The sequence below is a fragment of the Parafrankia sp. EUN1f genome, assembly GCF_000177675.1.
GTDB lineage: Bacteria > Actinomycetota > Actinomycetes > Frankiales > Frankiaceae > Parafrankia.
In genome coordinates, this window is sequence record NZ_ADGX01000045.1 from 1 (window position 1) to 22,891 (window position 22,891).

17 protein-coding genes, 1 tRNA gene and 1 pseudogene are annotated in these 22,891 nt (G+C 71.4%); 12 read left to right on the top strand and 7 right to left on the bottom strand.

All coding sequences use genetic code 11. The features are described from left to right. Positions 1–472 (bottom strand): annotated as a pseudogene (locus FREUN1FDRAFT_RS15475) (response regulator transcription factor); the annotation flags it as partial. A 339-nt stretch (positions 473–811) separates the two neighbouring features. Here FREUN1FDRAFT_RS15475 and FREUN1FDRAFT_RS15480 point away from each other — a divergent pair. The 5 genes from FREUN1FDRAFT_RS15480 (at position 812) to FREUN1FDRAFT_RS15500 (ending at position 8,377) form a co-directional block, all read left to right on the top strand. Further along, the gene (locus tag FREUN1FDRAFT_RS15480; protein ID WP_006541039.1) at positions 812–2,440 is read left to right on the top strand and encodes a hypothetical protein; all 1,629 of its coding nucleotides are present in this window, start codon (positions 812–814) and stop codon (positions 2,438–2,440) included. A 175-nt stretch (positions 2,441–2,615) separates the two neighbouring features. Further along, positions 2,616–4,469: a GAF domain-containing sensor histidine kinase gene (locus tag FREUN1FDRAFT_RS15485; RefSeq protein ID WP_006541040.1), complete on the top strand. Its 1,854-nt coding sequence runs from the start codon at positions 2,616–2,618 to the stop codon at positions 4,467–4,469. Between the two features lie 570 nt (positions 4,470–5,039). Next, positions 5,040–5,984, top strand: a complete 945-nt coding sequence (locus FREUN1FDRAFT_RS15490; protein ID WP_006541041.1) for a universal stress protein — start codon at positions 5,040–5,042, stop codon at positions 5,982–5,984. A 110-nt stretch (positions 5,985–6,094) separates the two neighbouring features. Further along, the gene (gene ppk2 / locus FREUN1FDRAFT_RS15495) at positions 6,095–6,925 is read left to right on the top strand and encodes a polyphosphate kinase 2 (RefSeq protein ID WP_006541042.1); all 831 of its coding nucleotides are present in this window, start codon (positions 6,095–6,097) and stop codon (positions 6,923–6,925) included. A gap of 165 nt (positions 6,926–7,090) precedes the next feature. Further along, positions 7,091–8,377: a VCBS repeat-containing protein gene (locus FREUN1FDRAFT_RS15500; protein ID WP_050795882.1), complete on the top strand. Its 1,287-nt coding sequence runs from the start codon at positions 7,091–7,093 to the stop codon at positions 8,375–8,377. Positions 8,378–8,451: 74 nt separating this feature from the next. Here FREUN1FDRAFT_RS15500 and FREUN1FDRAFT_RS15505 read toward each other — a convergent pair whose 3' ends face one another. Next, the gene (locus FREUN1FDRAFT_RS15505) at positions 8,452–9,336 is read right to left on the bottom strand and encodes a universal stress protein (protein ID WP_006541044.1); all 885 of its coding nucleotides are present in this window, start codon (positions 9,334–9,336) and stop codon (positions 8,452–8,454) included. Between the two features lie 682 nt (positions 9,337–10,018). Between FREUN1FDRAFT_RS15505 and FREUN1FDRAFT_RS15510 the strand changes: the two genes are divergently transcribed. From FREUN1FDRAFT_RS15510 to FREUN1FDRAFT_RS15525, 4 genes are all read left to right on the top strand, one after another. Beyond that, entirely contained in the window at positions 10,019–10,678 is a 660-nt protein-coding gene (locus tag FREUN1FDRAFT_RS15510; protein WP_006541045.1) for an enoyl-CoA hydratase-related protein, read from the top strand. A 287-nt stretch (positions 10,679–10,965) separates the two neighbouring features. Further along, entirely contained in the window at positions 10,966–12,576 is a 1,611-nt protein-coding gene (locus FREUN1FDRAFT_RS15515; RefSeq protein ID WP_006541046.1) for a FadR/GntR family transcriptional regulator, read from the top strand. Between the two features lie 185 nt (positions 12,577–12,761). Then, positions 12,762–12,950: a ferredoxin gene (locus FREUN1FDRAFT_RS15520; RefSeq protein WP_006541048.1), complete on the top strand. Its 189-nt coding sequence runs from the start codon at positions 12,762–12,764 to the stop codon at positions 12,948–12,950. Positions 12,951–13,266: 316 nt separating this feature from the next. Beyond that, positions 13,267–14,454: a cytochrome P450 gene (locus FREUN1FDRAFT_RS15525; protein ID WP_035951747.1), complete on the top strand. Its 1,188-nt coding sequence runs from the start codon at positions 13,267–13,269 to the stop codon at positions 14,452–14,454. Here the strand turns inward: FREUN1FDRAFT_RS15525 and FREUN1FDRAFT_RS15530 are convergent. Beyond that, positions 14,444–15,541: a TIGR03617 family F420-dependent LLM class oxidoreductase gene (locus tag FREUN1FDRAFT_RS15530; protein WP_006541050.1), complete on the bottom strand. Its 1,098-nt coding sequence runs from the start codon at positions 15,539–15,541 to the stop codon at positions 14,444–14,446. The genes FREUN1FDRAFT_RS15525 and FREUN1FDRAFT_RS15530 overlap by 11 nt on opposite strands. 593 nt (positions 15,542–16,134) lie before the next feature. Here FREUN1FDRAFT_RS15530 and FREUN1FDRAFT_RS15535 point away from each other — a divergent pair. Continuing rightward, positions 16,135–17,553: a pyridoxal-dependent decarboxylase gene (locus FREUN1FDRAFT_RS15535; RefSeq protein ID WP_035951742.1), complete on the top strand. Its 1,419-nt coding sequence runs from the start codon at positions 16,135–16,137 to the stop codon at positions 17,551–17,553. A gap of 347 nt (positions 17,554–17,900) precedes the next feature. Here the strand turns inward: FREUN1FDRAFT_RS15535 and FREUN1FDRAFT_RS15540 are convergent, their stop codons facing one another. The 4 genes from FREUN1FDRAFT_RS15540 to FREUN1FDRAFT_RS15555 all read right to left on the bottom strand — a co-directional run bounded on the left by FREUN1FDRAFT_RS15540 (position 17,901) and on the right by FREUN1FDRAFT_RS15555 (position 20,410). Continuing rightward, the gene (locus FREUN1FDRAFT_RS15540; protein WP_006541052.1) at positions 17,901–18,545 is read right to left on the bottom strand and encodes an NAD(P)-dependent oxidoreductase; all 645 of its coding nucleotides are present in this window, start codon (positions 18,543–18,545) and stop codon (positions 17,901–17,903) included. 532 nt (positions 18,546–19,077) lie between these two features. After that, positions 19,078–19,164: transfer RNA gene (locus FREUN1FDRAFT_RS15545), tRNA-Ser, on the bottom strand. Positions 19,165–19,353: 189 nt separating this feature from the next. Beyond that, on the bottom strand, positions 19,354–19,824 hold the full coding sequence (gene tadA / locus FREUN1FDRAFT_RS15550; RefSeq protein ID WP_006541053.1) for a tRNA adenosine(34) deaminase TadA: 471 nt from the start codon (positions 19,822–19,824) through the stop codon (positions 19,354–19,356). A 94-nt stretch (positions 19,825–19,918) separates the two neighbouring features. After that, positions 19,919–20,410: a tRNA adenosine deaminase-associated protein gene (locus FREUN1FDRAFT_RS15555; protein ID WP_006541054.1), complete on the bottom strand. Its 492-nt coding sequence runs from the start codon at positions 20,408–20,410 to the stop codon at positions 19,919–19,921. Positions 20,411–20,796: 386 nt separating this feature from the next. Between FREUN1FDRAFT_RS15555 and FREUN1FDRAFT_RS15560 the strand changes: the two genes are divergently transcribed. Beyond that, entirely contained in the window at positions 20,797–22,047 is a 1,251-nt protein-coding gene (locus FREUN1FDRAFT_RS15560; RefSeq protein WP_006541055.1) for a Mur ligase family protein, read from the top strand. Beyond that, positions 22,044–22,796, top strand: a complete 753-nt coding sequence (locus tag FREUN1FDRAFT_RS15565) for a type 1 glutamine amidotransferase (RefSeq protein ID WP_006541056.1) — start codon at positions 22,044–22,046, stop codon at positions 22,794–22,796. Before FREUN1FDRAFT_RS15560 ends, FREUN1FDRAFT_RS15565 begins: the two co-directional genes overlap by 4 nt. Positions 22,797–22,891: the final 95 nt, after the last annotated feature.

The window sequence follows — 22,891 nt, forward strand, 5'->3', positions numbered from 1 at the left end:
CCGCTCCCGCTGGTTCAGCGTCGCCATCGCCGGATCCTCGTGCCGGCCCGTCCCGCAGCCGCTCCAACACCCGACGCGTCACCGACGGAGCCAGCAACGACTGACCCGACGCCACCGTCCGGATCGCACCCACCAGGTCGTTGCCCCGGATCTCCTTCAGCACATACCCCGCCGCACCAGCCATGATCGCGGAGAACAGCGCCTCGTCATCGTCATACGACGTCAGAATCAGACACGCCACCCCCGGCAACGCCGACCGGATCTCCCGGCACACGTCGATGCCACTGCCGTCAGGCAACCGCCCGTCCAGCACCGCCACATGCGGATGCAACGCCGGAATACGCCGCAGCGCCTCCGCCGCCAGCCCGGCCTCACCGACGACCTCGATATCGTCATGCCGGGCGAGCGTCTGACGCAGACCATTCCGCACGATCTCGTGGTCATCGAGAACGAACACCCGGATCTTCTCCATGACCGCGACGATACGGTCTCCGGACCGCCTCGCCAATCGACCTGGATCACCTGAACGGGTGATGCCGGCGGTTCCCGCACCCGCCCGCGCCGCGAAGCGTACGTCCTGCGGCGGAGTCGGGCAAAGGGACGGCAAAGGGACCTTTGGCGGGCGGTGGTCGGTGCAACGTCACCCGGACGGGGGCGCCGGAACGTCCGGCCGCGGGCGGCGGTGCGGCGGGCGGCAGGTCCGGGAAACGGCCCGTGGGCCCGTTGGTCCCGCCGGTCGCGGGACCTTTGAACGCAGCCCGCCCGACTCCGGCAACCTGCGCGGCGAGGGTGCTGCCGTCAGGGTGGACGTATGGATGTGGCGACAGCGACCCTCACGGCCGGCCTTCCGGTGAGCGCGGAGAGCTCGCGCCCCGACCGCGACGCCCCGACCGCCCCGGGCACACCGACCGCACCGGGCATGCCCGGAGCAGTGGCCACACCGGCCGCGCTGGTCGAGACGCACACATCCGTCCTGATCTTTCTCGGGGACCGGGTCTACAAGGTCAAGAAGCCAGCCGATCTCGGGTTCCTCGACTTCCGCACGCGCCAGGCACGCCTGGCGGCCTGCCAGGCCGAGGTGGACCTCAACCGCCGCCTCGCTCCGGACGTCTATCTCGGTGTCGCGGACGTCCAGGGCCCGGACGGCGCCCTCTGCGACCACATGGTCGTCATGCGCCGCCTGCCCGCCGACCGGCGGCTGTCCACGCTCGTCGCCGCCGGTGTCGACGTCGCTGATGATCTGCGGGCGACAGCCCGCCTGCTCGCGGCGTTCCACACCCGTTGCGAGACCTCCGCCGAGATCGCGGACGCCGGTTCGTCCGCCACGCTGGGCGGGCTGTGGGAGGAGAGCCTGCGGGGCGTCGAGCCCTACCTGGGCACCGTCCTCGACGGCGCCACCATCGACGCCATCGGTCGGCTGGCCGCTCGTTTCCTGGCCGGCCGGGAGCCCCTGCTGCGGGAACGGCAGCGCCTCGGGCTGGTCCGCGACGGGCACGGTGACCTGCTCGCCGGTGACATCTACTGCCTTGAGGACGGCCCCCGCATCCTGGACTGCCTGGAGTTCGACCAGCGGCTGCGCGTCGGTGACGTCCTCGGTGACATCGGGTTCCTGGCGATGGATCTGGAGAGCCTCGGCCGCCCCGATCTCGCCGCGTTCCTCCTGGCCCACTATCGCCAGTACGCGGCCGAGAGCCATCCCCGCTCGCTGGCCGACCTCTACATCGCCTACCGGGCGCTCGTCCGCTGCAAGGTCGCCTGCACCAGGTACGCGCAGGGCGTGGAGCCCGCCGCCGCCGAGGCGCGGGCACTGGCCGCGCTGGCCCTGTCGCATCTGCGTCAGGGACGGGTGCGGCTCGTCCTGGTCGGCGGCGCGCCCGGGTCGGGCCGCGGTGCGCTGGCCGCCGGCCTCGCCGACGCCGAGGAATGGACGCTGCTGCGTGCGGAGGGCATCGGTCTGGTCCACGGGCCCGACGGCGATCCCACCGGCACTGATCCCACCGGCGCCGCCGCGGGCCGTGATGCCGCCGCGGGCCGTGATGCCGCCGCGGGCCGTGATGCCGCCGCGGGCCGTGATGCCGCCGACGGTGACGCGGCCGATGTGGAGGCCGGCTACGACGAGCTGTTCCGGCGGGCCCGCGTCGCACTCGAACGCGGTGAGAGCGTGGTCATCGACGCGGCCTGGGAGCGCCGCGCCGACCGTGACCGCGCTGCCGAGCTCGCACGGGTGACCGCCGCCGACCTCGTCCAGCTCAGAACGGCGCGCGGCGGGTCCGGCAGCGCCGCGGGGGGTGCCCTGCGGTGGGAGTGGACGTCCGGGCCGGTGCGCAGGATGGCCGCGGCCAGCTCGGAACATCCGGATCCCTGGCCGGAGGCGACGACCCTGCCCCAGGGCGCCGGGCCCGGCGCCCTGCTGCGAGCGGCGCGGCGTGCCGCGGGATGAGCCGGTGGCCGGGGAATCGGCATCATCCGGGCGTGGTCTCGCGTATTTTCCTCGCGTGGCGGCGAGATCCCAGTCCTCGGCCCCCCAGCCCCCGGGCGCGCACTCCGCGGCCCCGGGTCCCTCCGGCGCGCAGCCCGTGGCCGCGCAGCCGGCAACGTCGCCGGGTGATGGGCTGATGTTCCCCACGGTGGCCAGGCTGGAGCTTGACGACCTGCTCAGCCAGCTCGTCGAACGCGCCCAGGACGTGCTGGCCACCCAGAGCCGGCTGCGTGGCCTGCTCCAGGCAAACCGGGCCATCGTCACCGACCTGCGGCTGCCTGTGCTGCTGCGCAGCATCGTCGAGGCCGCCACCGTCCTGCTTGGCGCCCGCTATGGTGCCCTCGGCGTCGTCGCGCCGGATCGCACCCTGGAGGAGTTCGTCCACGTCGGCCTGGACGAGTCCGATGTGCGCACCATCGGGAACCTGCCTTCCGGGCACGGCCTGCTGGGCCTGCTCATCGACGACCCGCGCCCGCGGCGCGTCGCCGACATCTCCCGGGACCCGAGCTCGCAGGGCTTTCCGCCGGGCCATCCACCGATGAGGTCCTTCCTCGGCGTGCCGATCATGGTGCGGGGTGAGGTCTTCGGCAATCTGTACCTGACCGACAAGCATGACGGTGTTCCGTTCACCGCGGAGGACGAGGAGCTCGCGCTCGCGCTTGCCGCGAACGCCGGTGTGGCGATCGCGAACGCCCGGCTCTACCACGAGTCGCAGCAGCGGCATCGCTGGATGGCCGCCTCCGCAGAGATCACGCGCCTGCTGATGGCCGGCGCCGACGACGCGCTCACGGCGCTCGCCGCCCGGGTGCGGGTCGTCGCCGACGCCACCTTCGTCGCGCTCGTGCTGGACGCCGATGCCGACGCCGACGCCGACGCCGATGCCGATGACCACGACCAGGACGACCGGGATGACCACGGTGAGCGCGGCGATCAGGGTGAAAACCGTAAAGAGGGTGAGAGCGATCGCGAGGAGGACGCGGCCGGCTACGCTCGTGTCGTCGCCGTGGTCTCGGGCTCGGTGATCTCAGGCTCCGGAGTCTCGGATTCCGTGGCCTCGGATTCCGCGGGCGCTGGCGCGGCCGAGGGCGCGAAGGTCGGTCACCTCGTCCCGCTGGGACGGACCCTGACCGGCCGTGTCATCGCCGAGCGGCAGGCGCTGCGGGTCGATGACGCGGAGCTCGACGCGCTTCCCGAGGAGCGCGCCGCGAGCACCGGGCCGCTCATGGTCGTCCCGCTCGTCGCCGGCACCGACCAGTGCGGCGGGGCGCTGCTCATCGGCCGCGACCGTGGAGACCACGGATTCACGGACAGTGACCTGGACATGGCGTCCAGTTTCGCCGGGCACGTCGCCGTCGCACTCGAACTGGCCCGCGCCAAGATGGATCAGGAGCATCTTCGCGTTCTCGCCGACCGCGGCCGAATCGCCCGGGACCTGCACGACCACGTCATCCAGCGCATGTTCGCCGTCGCGCTCGGAATGCAGGATCTCGCCCAGTACGAGAATCCGTCGAACGCGAAGCGGATCAACGGGTACGTCGAGGACATCGACGCCACCATCAAGGACATCCGTCGCACCATTTTCGAGCTGCGAGGCAAGAGCGCCGTCAGGCGCGGCCGCCTCCAGGCCGCTCTTGACAAGATCGCCGAGGATGTCCGGCCGGCGCTCGGTTTCGCGCCGAACGTGGCCCTCGCCGGCCCGCTGGACACCGTCGTCGACGACCAGCTCACCGACCAGTTGCTCGCCGTGGCGCGGGAGGCCCTCACCAACGTGGCGCGCCACGCCCGCGCGACCAGGGTGGAGCTGCGGCTCGCCGTGGACGGGGGGAGCGTCACCCTCGACGCCGTCGATGACGGGGTCGGCATCGGTGACACCGTCCGCCGCAGCGGTCTGGACAACCTGCGGGCCCGGGCCGAGAACCTGGGTGGCACCTTCGCCGCGACGACACCGCCCACCGGTGGAACCCATCTGCGCTGGACGGCCCCGCTTTAGCCGGTGCTGGTGGCCGGTGCCGGTGCCGGGATGGATCATGATCCGCCATCCCTCCGGTTTCCGCTGCCACCACTGCTTCTGAGCAAGAATTGAGGATTTTGGCTGCTGCAACAACCGAAATTCTCACTTCTTGCGGATTGTTAAGTGACTCCTCGGCCCAGTTTGTCCATATTGGCGTGAATTGCTGGCGCTGCGGCGCTGGCTGCTGATCTCGCGGGTGACCCGACGCCCCGCGGGCGCGCCGCGTCTACTGGCACACCGCCGCAGCAGTCGATCTCACAATTTGCTGTGACATCCCGGGCGGATCCGACCCCCGATATTGACCCGTCGGTCCGCACCCACCCGCCGCAGGCCGATCCACCGTGGATCCCGCGCCGCCGCCACCAGGGCGACGGCCGCATGGTGCGTCCTTGCTACCCGACCAGGCGCGAGCGCGCCAGGGCCTTGGGTCCCGCCACCGGCGTGTCCGACGAACCGCGCACGGCAGATCGGACGACAGATGCACCGTTCCGGCCATGATGCGAAATTTGAACTGTCAATTTTTCCTCAGCAACAAAAAGGTGGCCGGAAATGGACAGAACAATTCTTGTCGGTGTGGACGGATCCACCGGCTCCGAAGAAGCTCTGCGCTGGGCTTTCCGCGAGGCGCGACTGCGCCGGCGGCCGGTGACCGCACTGCTGGCCTGGGGCACGGACGGATTACCGCGGGAGCTGCACCGCCGGGCCGGCCGGGCCGACCACGCCGAACTCGAGGCCTCGGCCGTCGCGGCGCTGGACCAGGCCATCGAACGCGCCGACGCCAACGGCGTCGAGGTGTACCCGATGCTGGTCGAGGCGGCACCCGCGGTCGCGCTGGAGGAGAACGCACCCGGCGCCGAGATGATCGTCGTCGGGTCGCACGGCCACGGGCCCATCACCCGGGTCCTGGCGGGCTCGGTGGCGCAGACCGTCGTCAACCACGTCCAGGTCCCCGTGGTCGTCGTCAGGGGAAGAACCGCGCAGCGCCCCGGCGGCCAGCGTCCGAACGGCCAGCGTCCGAACGGCCAGCGTCCGAACGGCCAGGGCCCTGACGGCGAGCGGCCCGACAGCCAGCGCAGACCGGTCGTGGTCGGCGTCGACGGCTCGGGGAACTCCGTGGGCGCGCTGCGCTGGGCCGCCCAGGCAGCGGCCCTGCGGCGGGCGCCCCTGCGGGTCGTGTTCGCGCTCGGCCGCACGGATCCGCTGTACCCGGAGCTGATGATCAGCGGGCAGGTGGACCTGCTGCGACGGGCCCAGGCGATGCTGGACGAGACGGTCGGCAAGGGGCTCGCCAGCGCCGCCGAGGTGGCGGTCGACACCGTTGTCGCCCCGGACGCGCCCAGCGTCGCCCTGCTGCACGAGGCGGAGCTCGCGCAGCTGCTCGTCGTCGGGCGCCGCGGCCACGGCGGCTTCGCCGACCTGCTGCTCGGCTCGGTCAGCCATCAGTGCCTGCTGCACGCTGCCTGCCCGGTGGCTGTCGTCCACGACGAGGCCTGAGCGCTGGACCGCGAGCCCGTCAGGTGGAAGTCTTGGTCGCCCTGTGTGATCTTGTCAGTAGCCGAAAGGGCTCACTGGCATCGGACGTCCACCGAAACTGGAGGCGCGCTGTGCCTGACCGGCCGGAGGCGGCCCCGGAGGCCGTCGACACCGCACCTGCTCGGCTGTCCAAGGGCGCGTACGACAAGGAGCTCGTCCGGCTGCAGACCGAGCTGGTGCGGATGCAGGAGTGGCTCGTCGTCACCGGCGGCCGCCTCGTGGTCGTGATGGAGGGCCGGGACACCTCCGGCAAGGGCGGCACCATCAAGCGGCTGACCGAGCGGCTCAACCCACGGCACTACCGGGTGGTCGCCCTGGGCACGCCGACCGAGCGGGAACGGTCCCAGTGGTACTTCCAGCGCTACATCACCCACCTGCCGTCGGCCGGGGAGATCGTCTTCTTCGATCGAAGCTGGTACAACCGGGCCGGGGTGGAACGGGTCATGGGATTCTGTACGGACGAGGAATACGACGAGTTCCTGCGGACCTGCCCGCAGCTCGAACGCGCGCTCGTCCGTTCAGGAATCACCCTGGTCAAGTACTGGCTGTCGTTGAGCGACGAGGAGCAGGAGCGCCGCTTCACCGACCGGATCCGGAATCCGGAGAAGCGGTGGAAACTCTCCGATCTCGACCTGCAGGCCCGCGCCCACTGGGTCGACTACGCCGAGGCGAAGGACGAGATGTTCGCGTATACGGACATCCGGCAGGCGCCCTGGTACGTGGTCGACGCGGACGACAAGCGCAGCGCGCGCCTGAACCTGATCAGTCATCTGCTGTCGATGGTCCCGTACGAGTCCGTCCACTACCCGGAGGTGAAGCTGCCGCCCCGCCAGCAGCGCGCCTACAAGCGTCCGCCGATCGACAGCCAGAGCTGGGTCCCGCGCCGCTACGTCGTCGACTGATCCCCGCCGTCTGATCCCCGCCGTCGAAGGGCCTGCGCGGCGCCGGGGTGTCGCTGCGGTTGTTCGGCGACACCATCGGTCACCATCTGCGCATCAGTGGATGCGAAGTGTGGCATCCCTGGGGCTGTTCGGGGCCCGCCGGCACAGGTAGGGATGCGGGGACGGATGAGACTGTGGTCCGCGGGCCGGCGTTCCGCCGCCGGGCTGGTCATGACGGCAACGCTTGCGGCGCCGGTCAGTGCCGCCCCGCCGGCCCCGTCAGCCCCTTCCGGCGGCGCGCCGCGCAGCGGGCTGTTCGCGCTGCCGGAGTACTACCTCAGCGGGCACGGGCCGGTGTCGGTCGCCGCGGGGGACCTCACCGGTGACGGTCGGCAGAGCCTCGCCGCCGTCAACATCGCCGACGGCACGGTGTCGGTGCTGCTGGGCCGGGGGGACGGAACCTTCGGCCCGCCCGTGCCCTACCCGGCCGGGTCGGGTCCGTCCGATGTGGCGATCGAAGATCTGCGGGGCGTCGGCGTCCTCGATGTGATCGTCGCTGACTCGTCCAGCGGCCTGATATCGGTGCTGCTGGGCAACGGGGACGGAACCCTCGGCCTGCCGGTGCCCTACCCTGCCGGGCCCGGCCCGTCCTCGCTGTCGGTGGACGATTTCAACGGCGACAGCGTTCCTGACGTGGCCGCCGCGGACCAGTACAGCGGCACCGTGTCGGTGCTGCTGGGCCGGGGCGACGGGACCTTCGGCCCACCGGTGCCGCAGCTGGCCGGGTCGGCGCCGTCGTCGTTGGATTCCGGTGACTTCAACGGGGACGGGATCACCGACATCGCCGTCGTGAACCTCGGCGACGCCACCGTGTCGGTGCTGCTGGGAAACGGTGACGGCACCTTGCAGCCACCGCGGCCCTACCTCACCGGCCCGGGCCCGACGGACCTGGCGGCGGCCGTCCTGCGTGGCGAGAGCGACGACGAGGGCAAGGGCGGCGCAGGCAAAGGCAAGGAAGGCGGCGGCGGCGACGCCGGCAACCTGGACCTGATCGTCGCCAATGCCGGTGACGGCACGGTGTCGGTGCTGCTGGGAAACGGTGACGGCACGTTCCAGCCGGCGCGGCCGTACCTGTCCGGCCCGGGGCCGTCGGCGGTGGACACGGGTGACTTCTCAGGCGACGGCATCGCCGATGTGGCGGTCGGCAACGCCTCGGACTCGACGCTGTCGATCCTGCTCGGCAACGGCGACGGCACCCTCGGACCACCACTGCTCCACCTCGCCGGCCCGGGCCCGTCCACGGTGGAGGTGGACGACCTTCGCGGTGACGGCCATTCCGATGTGATCGTCGCCAACGGGCGTGGCAGCACGGTGACGGTGCTGCTGGGGAATGCGGCCGCTGGCGCGGGCGCCGACGCAGGCGCGCCGGGCGGCGGGGGCGGGGCTGCCGGTGACGCCCGGGACTCCTGCTAGGGCGTCACCGGCAGGGTGTGCATCCGGCAGGGCGCCCCGAGCAGGGCGCCCCGAGCAGGGCGCCACCGCCCGTCTCACGCGTGGATGACCGCCACCGGGCAGGCCGCGTGCAGCACGCACTGGTGCGCGGTGGAGCCGAGCACCAGCTCGGCGAACCCGCCGCGCCCCCGCGTACCGACGACCAGGAGCTGGGCCTGCTCGGCGGCCTGCAGGAGCGCGTGTGACGCGGAGTCGTCAACGGCGTCCAGGCTGACCTGGACGGTGCTCTCGTCATCGAGATCGGCCGTCGCCACGTCTTTGAGGAGCTGCTCGGAGCCGGTGCGCAGCGATGGGTAGAAATCGGGCACGGGCACGCCGAACGTCGTGATGTCGATGCGGTAGCCGTGCACGAGGTGCAGGGCGACACCCCGCTCCTGCGCCCGCGCGGCGGCCCAGCGCACCGCCGCCTGCGACGGCTCGGAGCCGTCGACGCCGACGATGATCGGCCGACGGTCGGGTGCGTCACCGGTGTCCGGTGCTGTGCCGCGGACCACGACGACGGGGCCGGACGAATGATGCAGGAGCCGGTGGGCGACGGAGCCGGCCAGGATGCGGTGGACCAGCCCGGCGCCGCGCTGCCCGACCACGGTCATCTCGGCGTTCTTGGCCGCCGCGACGAGGGCTTCCACCGGGTCCTGGTTCACGACGAGCTTTCGCAGCTCGACCGGGGGGACCGGGGCGGGTATCCGGGCGATTATCCGCTCGAGCTGCTCGGTGGCCGCCTCGGTGAGAGCGTGGTGGTTCGCGGCGACCGCGGCCTCGTAGACGGGCCGGGGCAGACCGTCGGCGGTCCACCCCAACAGCGCGGTGACCGGCCGCTTCTCGATCTGGGCCGTCTCGTAGGCCCAGCGCAGCGCGGCCGCCGAACCATCTGAGCCGTCGATGCCGACCAGGATCTCGCGGCGGTGTTCGGTGCTCACCGTGGTCCTCCTCCATCCATCCTGCGTGCCCGGCGCACCTGTCCGGGTGGGCCGGAAGGTGCTGGAGCCAGCCTGCGACGTGGGAGCGTGATGGGAAACCGACGAAGGGTGATCACAGCGGCAGTCCTTCGGCCCCCGCATCCAGTCCTTCGGCCTGTGGGGCTGGAGCGCCCGCGCCCGCGCCGGCGCCGGCGCCGGCGTCGGCACCTGCGGCGGGACGGAGGTCGAGCGACCCGTCGGGGATCCAGCGCCGCCGGGGCAACGCCGGCAATTCATGCCGATAGCGGCAAATGGGGCGCGGAGTTCGCCTGGCAGTCCGCAAGAAGTGAGGATCCCGGTTGTTCAAGCAGCCAAAATCCTTACTTCTTGCTCGGCGGCGGCGGCAGCGGCGGCGGCAGCAGCGGCAGCAGCGGCAGCAGCGGCGGCAGCGGCGGCAGCGGCAGCGGCGGCGGCAGCCCGAAGCTCGCTCAGGCTTTGCCTGGATGCGGCGTGCGAGGTGAGGTGGGGTGGTGGGCCTTGACGCGCTTGCCCTGGTATGCGGCGACGAGTACATACGCTGCTTGTGAGCGGCACTATCCAGCACTCTTATGCAACGGCATTGTGGAGCCGAACCGAGCTGGGGGTGTCTCGGCCGGCTCTGCCGCTCTGACGATCTCCCCGCACGGAAGGCCGAGGACCGCACATGCCCACTCTGGAGCGCCACGGCGACGTCGCCGTTCTCGATCTCGGCGATGGGGAGAACCGGTTCCATCCCGACTGGATCGGCTCCGTCAACGCCGCCCTGGACGAGTTGGAGAAGGCCGACGGGCCCCGGGCGCTCGTGACCACCGCGACGGGCCGCTTCTACTCGAACGGCCTTGATCTGGACTGGCTGTTCGCGCACGCCGAGCAACACCAGGACTACGTCGACTCCGTGCACCGGCTCCTCGCGCGGATGCTGACCCTGCCCCTGGTCACGGTCGCCGCGCTGCAGGGGCACGTGTTCGCCGCCGGCGCGATGTTCTCGCTGGCGCACGACTTCCGGGTGATGCGCGCCGACCGTGGCTTCTGGTGCCTGCCCGAGGCCGACATCCACATTCCGTTCACCGAGGGCATGTCCGCGCTCATCCAGTCCCGGCTGACGCCGCAGACGGCACACGAGGCGATGGTCACCGCCCGTCGCTACGGCGGGACGGCCGCGGCCACGGCCGGCATCGTCGACCAGGCAGTGGGCGAGGACTCGGTGCGGTCGACGGCCATCGAGATCGCCGAGGCGCAGGCCGGAAAGGCCGGGGACACGCTGGGCACGATCAAGGCTCGTATGTACGCGGCCGTGGTGGCCGCGCTACACGGCCACGGCTGAGCACCGATCGAAGGCGCAGGGCCGATCGATGGTGCGACGGGCGCCGATCGAAGGCGCAGGGCCGATCGGTGGTGCGGCGCCGATCGAAGGCGCAGGGCCGAGCCACGGCTGAGTGCGGGTCCGGGGCGCGGCGCTGGTCCAGGGCTCGGCGTCGGCCGGGAACCGCTTGCCGGCAGGTGCGGTTCCAAGCTTCCGCAGCGCGTCACGGGGCGTGGGAGGATGCGGGAGGCTTAGGAGAAACAGATGCCGGTCTTGGTTCCAGCGTCACAAACGGGCGGCGAGCGTTCTTGAGGAACGAAGCGGACGTGGCCAGCGGCCACGACGGGCGAGCCGCCGTGTTCCGGGCGTCGGCCCGTCGACCACCCCTCAAGATCGCGCAGATCCTCGCGGCGGACCTGCGTCGCCAGATCCTCGGCGGCGAGCTCGTCGTGGACCAGCAGCTACCGCGCGAGGCCGAGCTCACCGCGGCCTTCGAGGTGTCCCGGGAGACGCTGCGCGAAGCACTGCGGATCCTGGAGTCGCAGTCGCTGCTGGAGGTCCGGCGCGGGCGGGGTGGTGGCGCGGTCATCCGCCGGCCCGGCCTGGCCGCGGTCAGCCGGTACGTGGCGTTGCTGCTGCAGCTGCGGCGCACGACGCTGGCCCATCTCGAAGAGGCCCGCCTGGTCATCGAGCCGCACGCCGCCGAGCAGCTGGCGCTGCGCTGCGGTCAGGAAGGGCTCGACCACATCGCGGCGCTGCACGAGAACACCCGGGCGGCCGAAGGCGATCCACTCGCCTTCGCCACCGCGGTCGCGGCGTTCGACCAGGCAGTCACCGACCTGGCTGGCAACCGTTCGATCGCGGTGTTCACCGGCGTGCTGCGCGACATCTACGCCGGCCAGGTCTATGCCGTGGTCGGTACCCCCGACCTGGCGTCGGCCGAGCGGGCGGCCCGCCGCGTCGTCGTCAGCCAGGGCGAGCTGCTGCGGGCCGTGCGTGCTCGCGACGGTGCCCGCGCCAGCCAGGCCTGGAGCGACTATCTGGTCAGCACCAGCAGGCTCCAGGTGAGCCGCAGCCGCAGCCGGCAGGTGATCGACGTCGTCCCGCTGTGGCGGGCCCAAAGCGGCGCGGTGGGCAGCGGCGGCGCGGTGGGCGGCGGGCCACCGCAGCGGATGGCGATGGCCGTCGCGACCGAGATCAGGGCGCGGATCGCCGAGGGCCGTCTCGCCGACGGTGCCCGGCTGTCCTCGCTGGCCGACCTCGCCAAGGAGTTCGGCATCTCCCGTCCCACGCTGCGGGAGGCGTTGCGCATCCTGGAGACCGAGTGCCTGATCGAGCTGCGGACGGGGGACCGTTCCGGCCCGCGGATCCGCCACCCCTCGACGAAGGTCGCGGCCCAGCTGGCGGGAACGGCGCTGGAGGCCCGGCAGACGACGCTCGCTGACTTCTTCCGCGCGATGACGGTCATCGAGCCGGCGATGATGGAGCTCGCGGCGTCGAGGATCGACCAGGAGTCGCTGGCCACGCTGTGCACCCTGCGGGACGAGCTGAGCGCCTGCGCCCGGGACATGCCCCGGTTCGCCGACATCTGGGGCCGGGGCAGCGCCCTCGCCTTCACCGCGACCGGTAATCCCGCGCTCACCGTGATCGCGGAGATCCTCCAGTGGGTGCGCCTCGGCACCGGGGCGGCGCTCACCACCGGGGTTGACGAGGTCTGGGTGGCGACCGCGCAGGACAACGTCCGCCTGTTCGAGGAGGTGGTCGCGGCGCTGGTGGCGGGCGACCCGGCCCGGAGCCGGGCGGCCTGGGCGGCGTGTCTGGAGACCAACGCGCCGTTCATCGAATCGTCCGAGCTGGCGCGGCGCCGGATGACCAGTGAGCCCTTTCCGTCGTCGTCTCCGACTGGCGTCGTCCGGTGACCGTGCCCCGTGAGACGGAAAGGGCTCGGTTGAGCCCTTTCCGTGGTCGGCGCCGACCGGTGGTATCGCGTGACGGTGCACTGTGAGATGGAGAAGGCTCAGTTGGTTCGACTGACCGATGCGGCGTGCCGGCTCACGCTGTGGGCCGGTTGGGTGACGACATAAGGAAGATGGGAGATACAGCCATGAAGGTGTCGATCGATCATGACCTCTGCCAGGGGCACGCCCGCTGTTGGGATATCTGCCCCGAGGTGTTCGAGCTTGACGAGCAGGGGCACGGCTTAGTGGCGGTGCCGGAGGTTCCCCCGGTTCACGAGGCCAAGGCGCGCGAGGCCGCGGAGAACTGCCCGGAGCGCGCGATCACGGTCAGCTGACCGTCTCAGCTGACTCCTCTGCCGGGCGGCGCCGGGTGACCTCGGTACCCCGGACCGCCCGGCGGCCGGTCACGCCGGTGAGGCCGGTCAGGCCGGTGTTTGGCCGGCCGGCTGGCCGGCCCGGATACCCAATCAGGCGACCGGCGGTCGCATTTACTTGCTCGCCGAGTGGTGTGCGCGTCAATCTGCTAGGAGAGGTTGACGAATCAGCGCACAGGCGCCTGTCGGCAACGGGTGCGGGCGTGGCTGACGCGGCGACCGGACTGGCTGTCCGCTCGGGCTGGAAGGCGCGGGCATGGTGAGGGAAGGGTTGACCGTGACGGACGACCTGTACTGGGACCCCTTCGACGAGATCGTCGACGTCGACCCCTACCCCGTGTGGCGGCGGATGCGGGACGAGGCTCCGGTCTACCGCAACGACAAGCTGGACTTCTACGCCCTCTCGCGGCACAGGGACGTCGACGACGCCCACGTCGATCCCGCGACCTACAGCTCGGCGTACGGCACGGTCCTCGAGCTCATGGGGCCGGAGCCGCTGAGCACCGGGCAGATCATCTTCATGGACCCTCCGGCACACACCCTGCTGCGCGCGCTGGTCTCCCGTGCGTTCACCCCACGGCGCGTCGCCGCCCTGGAAGGCCACATTCGCCAGCTCTGCGCCGAGCTTCTCGACCGGCAGGTCGGCGGCGGTGGGTTCGACTACGTGCAGGACTTCGCCGCGCAGCTGCCGTCGCTGGTGATCTCCCAGCTGATCGGGGTCAGCCCGGAGGACCGGGAGGAGATCCGGCAGACCATCGACCAGACCTTCCACATCGAGGACGGCAAGGGGATGATCAACGACATCTCCTTCGCCGCCCAGATCAAGCTGCACACCTACTTCTCCGAGCAGATCGAGGCCCGGCGCCGGGAGCCGCGCGACGACATGATGACCGGCCTCGCCCAGGCCGAGATCACCACGGCGGAGGGGACCCGTCGGCTGACCACCGCGGAGGCGACCGACTTCACCAACCTCCTCGTCGCCGCCGGGACGGAGACCGTCGCCCGGCTGCTCGGCTGGGCCTGCGACCTGCTGGAGTCGCATCCCGACCAGCGCGCCGATCTCGCCGCCGACCCGTCCGGACTGGCGAACGCCGTGGAGGAGACGCTGCGTTACGAGGCACCGTCGCCGGTGCAGGGCCGCACAACCACCCGGGACGTCGTCCTGCACGGCACCGAGATTCCGGCCCGGTCGCGGATCCTGCTCCTCACCGCCTCGGCTGGCCGGGACGAACGCAAGTACCCCGACGCCGACCGCTACGACATCCGGCGCCGCTTCGACAGCCATGTCTCGTTCGGCCACGGTCCGCACTTCTGCCTGGGCGCCGCGCTGGCCCGGATGGAGGGGCGGATCGCGCTGGAGGAGACGCTGCGCCGCTTCCCGAGCTGGGAGGTCGACCGGGACCGTGCGGTGCGCCTGCACACCAGCACCGTGCGCGGCTACGCGAAGCTGCCCGTCATCGTCTGACCGCCGCCTCGTGGGCGGCTTCGGGCTCGGATTCGGGCTCGGCTGCGGCTGTGGGCACGGGGCCGGGTGTGGGGGAGTAGGGCGTGACGGCGCGGATCGCGTCGAGTGTCTCCCGCACCCGCTCCGGGCCGAAGGACGCCGGCGGCGTGAAGGCCACCCTGGTCACCAGGCCGCCCAGACGTTCGGCCAGCCGGCGGGGAAGCTCCTCGGGCGTGGTCACCAGGCCGAACGCGTCGACGACGTCGTCGTCGATCAGCCCGGCCATCTCCACCCATCGGTTCTGCTTCGAAAGCACGGTGAGCTCGGTACCGAGGTCACCCCAGCCGTGCAGCTCCATCAACGGCCGGTAGGCCGGCGTCGACCCGTAGAAGGCGATCTGGGAGCGCATTCTCTGCACGCCCTCGGTTATCTCCTGGTCGGTTCCGGTAGCCACGAAGCCGCCCGCGAGGATCTCGAACCCGTCGAGTGTGCGGCCGGTGAGCTGGCGGCCCCGCTCCAGCGCAGGAATCGTGTGTTCTCGGATCCACCGCGGGCTGGTGAACCAGTGGCACAGAAATCCGTCCGCCACTTCACCGGCGACCTGGGTCATGGCATCCCCGACCCCGGCCAGGAACACCGGCGGCGGCCCGAACGGGTGCGGCGGTGACACGAAGGCCGGCGGCATCAGCGTGTGCCGGTAGTACTCACCTTCGAACCTGAGCGGGGTGCCGTCGGCCCAGCACGACCAGATCGCCCGCATAGCCAGGACGAATTCCCGCATCTGTGGCGCGGGCCGCCCCCAGGGCATGGAGAAGCGCCGGGTGATGTGCGCCCGCACCTGCGAGCCGAGGCCAAGCCGCAGCCGCCCGCCGGAAAAGCGGTGCAGATCGCTCGCGGTATAGGCGAGTGACATCGGAGAACGCGCCAGGGCGACCGTGATCGACGTTCCCAGTTCCACCCTGGACGTCGTCTGAGCGGCGAGGGTGAGCGGCAGAAAAGGGTCCTGGTTGACCTCGCCGGCCCAGATTCCGTCATAGCCCGCGCTCTCGGCGGAGCCGGCCCGCGCCACGGCGTCCGCCAGCCCACCGAGAGTGCCGTCGACCTTCACTCGCCGCCCCCTTCAACGCCGCCACCACACATCCCGAACCTGCCGCCGGCGCAGGTCAGGGCACCCGGCGGCCCGTTGGCGCCTGGCGGTCACCCGGAGCCGACGGTGGAGAAAACGTAACAGTCGGCCCAGCACGGGGCATCCGACCGGCCCAGCGCGCCGGGTTCGTGAACCGGTCACCGGCGGCTTCGGTTGCGGCGGCCGTCGACCTGTGGTCGTCGGAGTGGAGATCTCATCGTGGAACGGTGCAGGGCCACGCAACAAAGCCCGTTCCGGGACAACACTTCTTCACGTCCGCGCGGCGTGTCGAGTGTGGCCTCAGTGTTCGGTATGTTGGCGGCTGAACGCGGTGGGAGCCGGCTGGAAGCCGGTGATCACCAAGCCCTCATCGTGGAGGTTTCGTATGAAGCGCGCAGGTCTGATCGTCGCGATCCTCGCCCTTGTCGGTGGCGGATTCCTGGTGCGGCGCCAGCGCGGTAGGTAAACCCCTGCCGGTGGGAAACGCGCGGCCGGGCCCACCGCTTGATCTCTTCGGCATGACCCGGGCGGCACCTAGACTTCGCCGGGTGCGCCAGCCCGATTCCCCTTCCCCGATGTTCGAAGCGCTCACTCCTGGCCTCGAACAGGCGGTTGTGGATCTCGCGCGGACGCGGATGAGCCTCGACCCGGTACCCCTGGACGGGAGTGCCACACCCACCGAACTGGCGGAACGGGCCGGGCTGACGGTTACCCCGGACGGCATCGGCGGGCCGGCGGCGCTGCGGGTGTTTGACGAGGTTTTGTCCCGGGCCTGCATTTCGGCCGACCATCCGCGCAATCTTGCCTTCATCCCCGCCGCGCCGACGCGCGCTTCGATTCTGTTCGATCTGGTGGTCGGTGCCTCGTCCATCTACGGCGGGAGCTGGCTGGAAGGCGCCGGAGCGGTCCACGCCGAGAACGAGGCGCTGCGCTGGCTGTCCGACCTGGTCGGATTTCCGGCGGAGGCGGGCGGCGCGTTCGTGCAGGGCGGCACCATCGGCAACCTCTCGGCGCTGGTTGCCGCGCGGCACGCGGCGCGGGCCCGGCGCGCCGCCCGGGGCCTGCCCGCGCCGGCCCGCTGGAGCTTCCTGTGCGGAGCCGAGGCGCACTCGTCCCTGCGGCAGGCCGCCGAGGTGATGGATGTCGACCCGGTCTTCGTCGTGGCCGACGACGACGGACGGCTGACCGGCCAGGCGGTCGCGGCGGCCCTCGGTGCCCTGGGCCCGCGGGGCCCGGGCCCGCTGGGCACCCGGGGCGCAGCCACCGCGACCGGCGGCGACTCCGGGGTGTTCGCCGTCGTCGCCACCGCGGGCAGCACTCAGTTCGGCATCGTCGACGACATCCGCGGGATCGTCGACGCCGCCCGTCCACATGACCTGTGGGTGCATGTGGACGGCGCCTACGGCCTCGCGGCCGCCGCCGCCCCCTCGACCCGCCATCTCTTCGACGGCGTCGGCGACACCGACTCGTTCATCGTCGACCCGCACAAATGGCTGTTCGCCCCGTTCGACGCCTGCGGGCTGGTCTACCGTGACCCGGCCGCGGCGCGGGCCGCCCACGCCCAACAGGCGGGCTACCTGGAGGTCCTCGACCGGGACAGCCCGTGGAACCCGTCCGACTACCAGATCGGGCTCTCCCGGCGGGTACGCGGCCTGCCGTTCTGGTTCTCGCTGGCCACCTACGGCACCCGTGCCTACAGCGGGGCCGTGGAGGGCTGCCTCGCGACCGCCCGGGCGGCGGCGGACCGCATCCGGGAGCTGCCCTACGTGGAGCTGGTGCGCGAGCCGGAGCTTTCGGTCGTCGTGCTGCGCCGGCTGGGATGGTCCGCGGAGGATTACCACCGCTGGACGCAGTGGCTTCTCGGCAGCGGGCTGGGCTTCGTCACCCCCACCGTCCACAACGGGGAGACCGTGACCCGCTTCGCGATCGTCAATCCCCGCACGACCCCGGACGACATTGACCGGATTCTCGCGACGATGTCCGACGGCCGATGAAAGCCACCACCGGTCGGTGGCTCCCGCGTGCGTGGCAGATCCCGAGCTTCAGACAGCCGTTTGCTGTCGAACAAGATCCGAGGAATTTGGTCGCCAGGAGGACGAGAATCCTCAGATCTTCGAGCGGTGGTTTCGGGCTTCCGTTTCGGCCTTCGTTGCTGACGGGCAAGCCTTGAGGATTTCGGTCGCCGGAACGACGAAAATCCTCAGATCTTCGGGGGGCAGGCGCGAGAACACTTGAATCCGGGCCGCCAACCAGACGGGCCGGGCCTCCGGACCGTATGTCCGGAAGCCCGGCCCTGGTTTGTCGCCGGTTATTACCTCAGGAGGTTTTCTGCGCCGTCAGGTCAGTTTCCGACCGTGTACCGCTTGTTGCGGAACCGCGGCTTCTCCACCTCGTCGATGACGGCGAGCGCGAAGTCCTCGTACGAGATTCCGATGTTGCCCTGCGCGTCCACAACCGGGCGGTCGCTCGCGGTGCGGTACGCGTCGCGGCGGCGGCCCGGGCCGAAGTTCCGCGGCGGCGGGGCGATGCTCGACCACTTCACGCTGCCCTTGGCCGCGCGCAGCACGTCGAGCGCGTCGGCCTGGTCCAGAGCTTCCTTGCGCTCGGCGGCGGGGAAGTCCTTCGTGTCGAGAATCCGCTCGCCGTCAGTGTTCTCCAGCAGCCCGCCGCTGGAGACCTGAATGACCGCGGGAGCCTTGTTGCCGAGCTTGCCGGCGACGTCGACGATCGCGCGGGCGGCGTTCGCGTGCTCGGGGCGGGCGGACCCGGTCAGCGCGACGACGATGACGTCCGCGTTCTGCGCCTGCTTCTGAATGACGTCACGGGAGGTGACGTCCCCGGCGACCGCGTTGGCCTGGCGGGAGATTCCGTTCAACGAGTTCTTGTCCTGGTCGACCGCCGTGACCTCGTGGCCGCGCTTGACGGCCTCGGCGACGATGGACTGACCTACCTGACCACCGGCACCGAGTACAACGATCCTTGCCATTCCTGACCTCCGGATTCGGTTACGGAGCCACCGTGGAAAATCGATCCGCTGGATGATGTGCAACAGCGGCATGGTCACGGTTGTTTACCTTGCGCATCGACTATGACACGCTCCGGAGTCAACGCAACTCGAGCACCTTGCGCGGTCGGGCCAACCAACGTGTCCTCTGACGGACGCCGTCGCGGCGGTACGCCGGCCGCGCGGCCGGCGCTCCGATGCGGGTTCTCGACGGACCGGCGCGTCCCGCTACGACCCGCTCAGCCCGCTCACCCGCGACCTCGGGATTCGTCCGGCATGGCGGCTTGGCGGCGGTCGCACAAGAAACAACCTGCGCCGCCAACGCCCCTGGGGACGACGGTGGAACCGCAGCCTGACCGACCAGGCTCATCCCCCGGGAGGGATGGGCACACGTCAGGTATCGGTGCCACGGGCTTTTTGGGTCGGGGGGTTTCGGGGGCCGGCCCCCGGGAGACATGACCGAACCGACCAGGCCCATCCCCCGGGAGGGATGGGCACACGTCAGCCGTCGGTGCGGTGGAGGTGGGATTTGAACCCACGGAGGGGTTGCCCCCTCACACGCTTTCGAGGCGTGCGCCCTCGGCCACTAGGCGACTCCACCGCGGGCTAGCTTACGCGATGTCGTCCTGGTTCGGTTCACCGGGGTGGGTGAAGCTGAGGGCGTCCTGTCGCGCGGTCCTGCCGGTCCGGTTCCGCCTGTCCGGTCGTGTCCTGTCCGGTCATGTCCTGTCCGGTCGGATCGGGGCGGTCCGGTGCGGGGTGTGGTTGGTGGGAGCGGGGGCGCTCGGGGTCAGGCGGGCCGGGCCGTCCCGTCGCGGGGACGGCGCTGGGCGCGCCGGCCGTCGAAGAAGGCGGCGAGCTGGTCGGAGCATTCCTGCTCGCGGACGCCGGAGATGACCTCGGGGCGGTGGTTCAACCGCCGGTCGCGGACGACATCCCACAAGGAGCCCACGGCGCCGGCCTTGGGGTCGACCGCGCCGTACACGACCCGGTCGACCCGGGCGAGTACCAGCGCGCCCGCGCACATGGTGCACGGCTCCAGGGTCACGACGAGGGTCGTCCCGCCCAGCCGCCAGGCTCCGAGCTCGGCGGCGGCGTGGCGCAGGGCGATGACCTCGGCGTGCGCGGTGGGGTCGCCGGTGGCCTCGCGGGCGTTGTGCCCGCGGCCGAGGACCTGCCCGTCCGCGGCGACGACGACCGCGCCGACCGGGACGTCCCCGGCCGTCTCGGCCAACGCCGCCTCGGCCAGCGCGAGCCCCATCAGATCGTGGTAGGCGCCCGGCGCGGGCGACGGCGCCCCGCCGCCCGCAGTCCGGGCCGCCCTGCCCGTAGGCCTCGCCGCCCCCGTCGGGACGTCAGCCACGGGCGTCGTCGAAGATCTCCCCGGCGCCGGCCCGCTCGCTGATGGCGCTGATCACGTCGGCGGGCAGCATGCCCTCCTCGGCGATCAGCTCGAGCAGCGCCTCGGTCGGCGTCCCGAGGTCGGCGAGGAGGTCGAGGTCGCCGACGGGCGACGCCTGGCCGACGGGGGTGTCCTCGTCGGAGTCGTCGTCGCTGTCGAACCCCGCCATGGACGGAAGCGCGTCCGCGAAGAGGCGCTCGGCGTGATCCGAGGTCAACAGGACCCGGCGGTCCGAAAGGAAGACCTTCGGGTCGGGATCCCGCGCGGTGATCCGCACGATGGCGAGGTACTCGTCGTCCTCCTCGACGAACGCGATGACGGTGCCGGAGGAGAGGTCGTGCATGGCGTCGACGAGCGAGTCGAGATCCTCCATGTCGGCGATGTGGAGGTCGTGTGCCGTCCACCGTTCGCCGTGCTGGGCGATCGCTATCCCCTTGGTGCTCACTGGCTGTCCTCACGTCCCTTCCCGCCGGGTCTGAGCGTGCCCTCATGGGGCCCGCTGGCCTGCCGACCCGGGGTGATGCCGTATCCCTTCTGTGATTCTCACCGCTGGGTGCCCTACTCATCCATCAGGGGCCGCGCCTTCCTACTCATGAGTGCACCGTGACCGCGTGGCCGCGGGGCGAACGTGCCTCGCGTGGGCATCACATGCGCCTCGGCGGACGGGCTCGACACATGTCAGTTGATTCCCTTACCCGGGCAAACTGGTGCGAAGGACAGGCGGTGCGCGGTCGCGGACAGGGCGGGGACAGGGCGGGACAGGGTGGAAACAGGGGCAGAGCGCAGGGCCCGCATCACACCCGCGCGGGCGCATGGCACTCTTGAGACGCGATGACGACACCCCTGCCACGCCGGCTCACAGCCCGTACCCAGCTTGCGCTCGCGGCCGAGCGGTTGGCGTCGGGTGCGTCCCGCCGCCTGGGCCGCGGCTCCGGTGAGATGATCGGCGGAAAGATCGCCCTGCGGATCTCCCCGGGCGCGCTGGCCGAGGTCGGCTCCAACCGCCCGACGGCCTGCGTCTCGGCCACCAACGGCAAGACGACCACCACCAGGCTGCTGGCCCGCGCACTGGGGACGCTGGGCCCGGTGAAGTCGAACGGCGGCGGCGCGAACATGGCGCCCGGCGTGATGACCGCGCTGGCCAGGCCGCCGTACGACTCTCCCGCGGCCCTGGAGGTCGACGAGATCTGGCTGCCCAAGGTGGCGCGGGCGATCGTGCCGCGGGTGGTGCTGCTGCTCAACATCTCGCGTGACCAGCTCGACCGGTCCAACGAGACCCGCCGGATCGCCGCGATCTGGCGCGAGCTGGGCGCCGAGCTGCGCGACACGGTCGTGGTGGCGAACGTCGACGACCCGCTGGTGGCCTGGGCGGCGATGACCTGGTCCCGCCAGGTGTGGGTGTCGGCAGGCCAGAACTGGACCGCGGACGCGATGGTCTGCCCACAGTGCGCCAGGCTGCTGCACCGCAACGCCTCCGGCTGGTGGTGTGAGTGTGGCCTGGCCAGGCCTGAGCCGATCGTCTCGGTGGCCGGCCTCGGTGAGCTGATGTGGTTCGGCCGGCGCATCCCCGCCCGTATCGACCTGCCGGGCCGGGTCAACCTCGCGAACGCGGCGATGGCCGCCGCGGCCGCGCGCGAGTTCGGCGTCGAGGTCGAGGACGCGCTCGCCGCGATGCGTGGCATCGGCGACGTCCAGGGTCGCTACCAGGAGGTTCCGCTCGGCCACGACGGCCATCAGGCCCGCCTGCTGCTGGCGAAGAACCCGGCCGGCTGGGTCGAGATGATGGAGCTGCTGAACTTGGCGCCGCCGCGGCCGGTCGTGATCGACTTCAACTCGCAGACGGCGGACGGGCGTGACCCGTCCTGGATCTGGGATGTGCCCTTCGAGCGGCTCTCCGGCCGCCAGGTGCTCGTCACCGGGGGCCGCAAGGAGGACATGAGCGTGCGCCTGGCCTATGCCGAGGTTCCTCACAGCGTCCACGACGACGCCGAGGCCGCCGCCGCGGCGGCGAACGAAAAGGTGGTGGATGTCGTCGCGAACTACACGGCGTTCCGCGACCTGCTCGTGCGGACCACCCGGTGATCCGCCCCTCGGCGACCCGGATCGCGCTGATCTATCCGGAGCTGCTCGGCACCTACGGCGACGGTGGCAACGCGATCGTGCTGGCCCAGCGGCTGCGCTGGCGTGGGCTGCGGGCGGAGATCGTGGAGGTGCCGGCCGGTGAGGTGGTGCCGGCCGACTGCGACATCTACCTGCTGGGCGGCGGTGAGGACGAGCCGCAGGTGCTGGCCGCCGACGGTATGCGCCGCAACCGCTCGCTGCTGCGTGCCGTGTCCGGCGGTGCGGCCGTGCTGGCCGTCTGCGCGGGCTATCAGGTGATCGGCGCGACCTTCCCGGCGGGCAACGGCCAGATCCACGACGGGGTCAACCTGATCGACGTCGAGACCCGCCGTTCCTTCGAACCACCGGACGCCCCGCCGCCGCCGCGCGCCGTCGGTGACATCGTGGTGGAACCGAGCCCCCAGCTGGGCCTGCCGACGCTCTACGGCTATGAGAACCATGGCGGGCGCACGCGCCCGCTGCCGGGCTTCCGTGGCATCCCGCTCGGCACGGTTCGGGTCGGGGTCGGGGACGGGACGCCCGCCCGCACCGATGGTGTCGTCGACGGGAAGGTCATCGGCACCTACCTGCACGGGCCGGTGCTGGCGCAGAACCCGGCCCTGGCCGACCTGCTGCTGACCTGGGTGCACGGCCCGCTGGCGCCGCTGGACGGCCCGCGTGAGGTGGGCATCCTGCGTGACGCCAGAGCTCACGCGCTCGCGGAGGGTTGAGCACACCCGCGCCGGTGGTCGGGGGCGACGGAGCGGCGTGAGGGTCGTCCCGGGCGTCGTCAGGTGCTTCCGGCGTCGTCCTGAGTGGGTCTGCC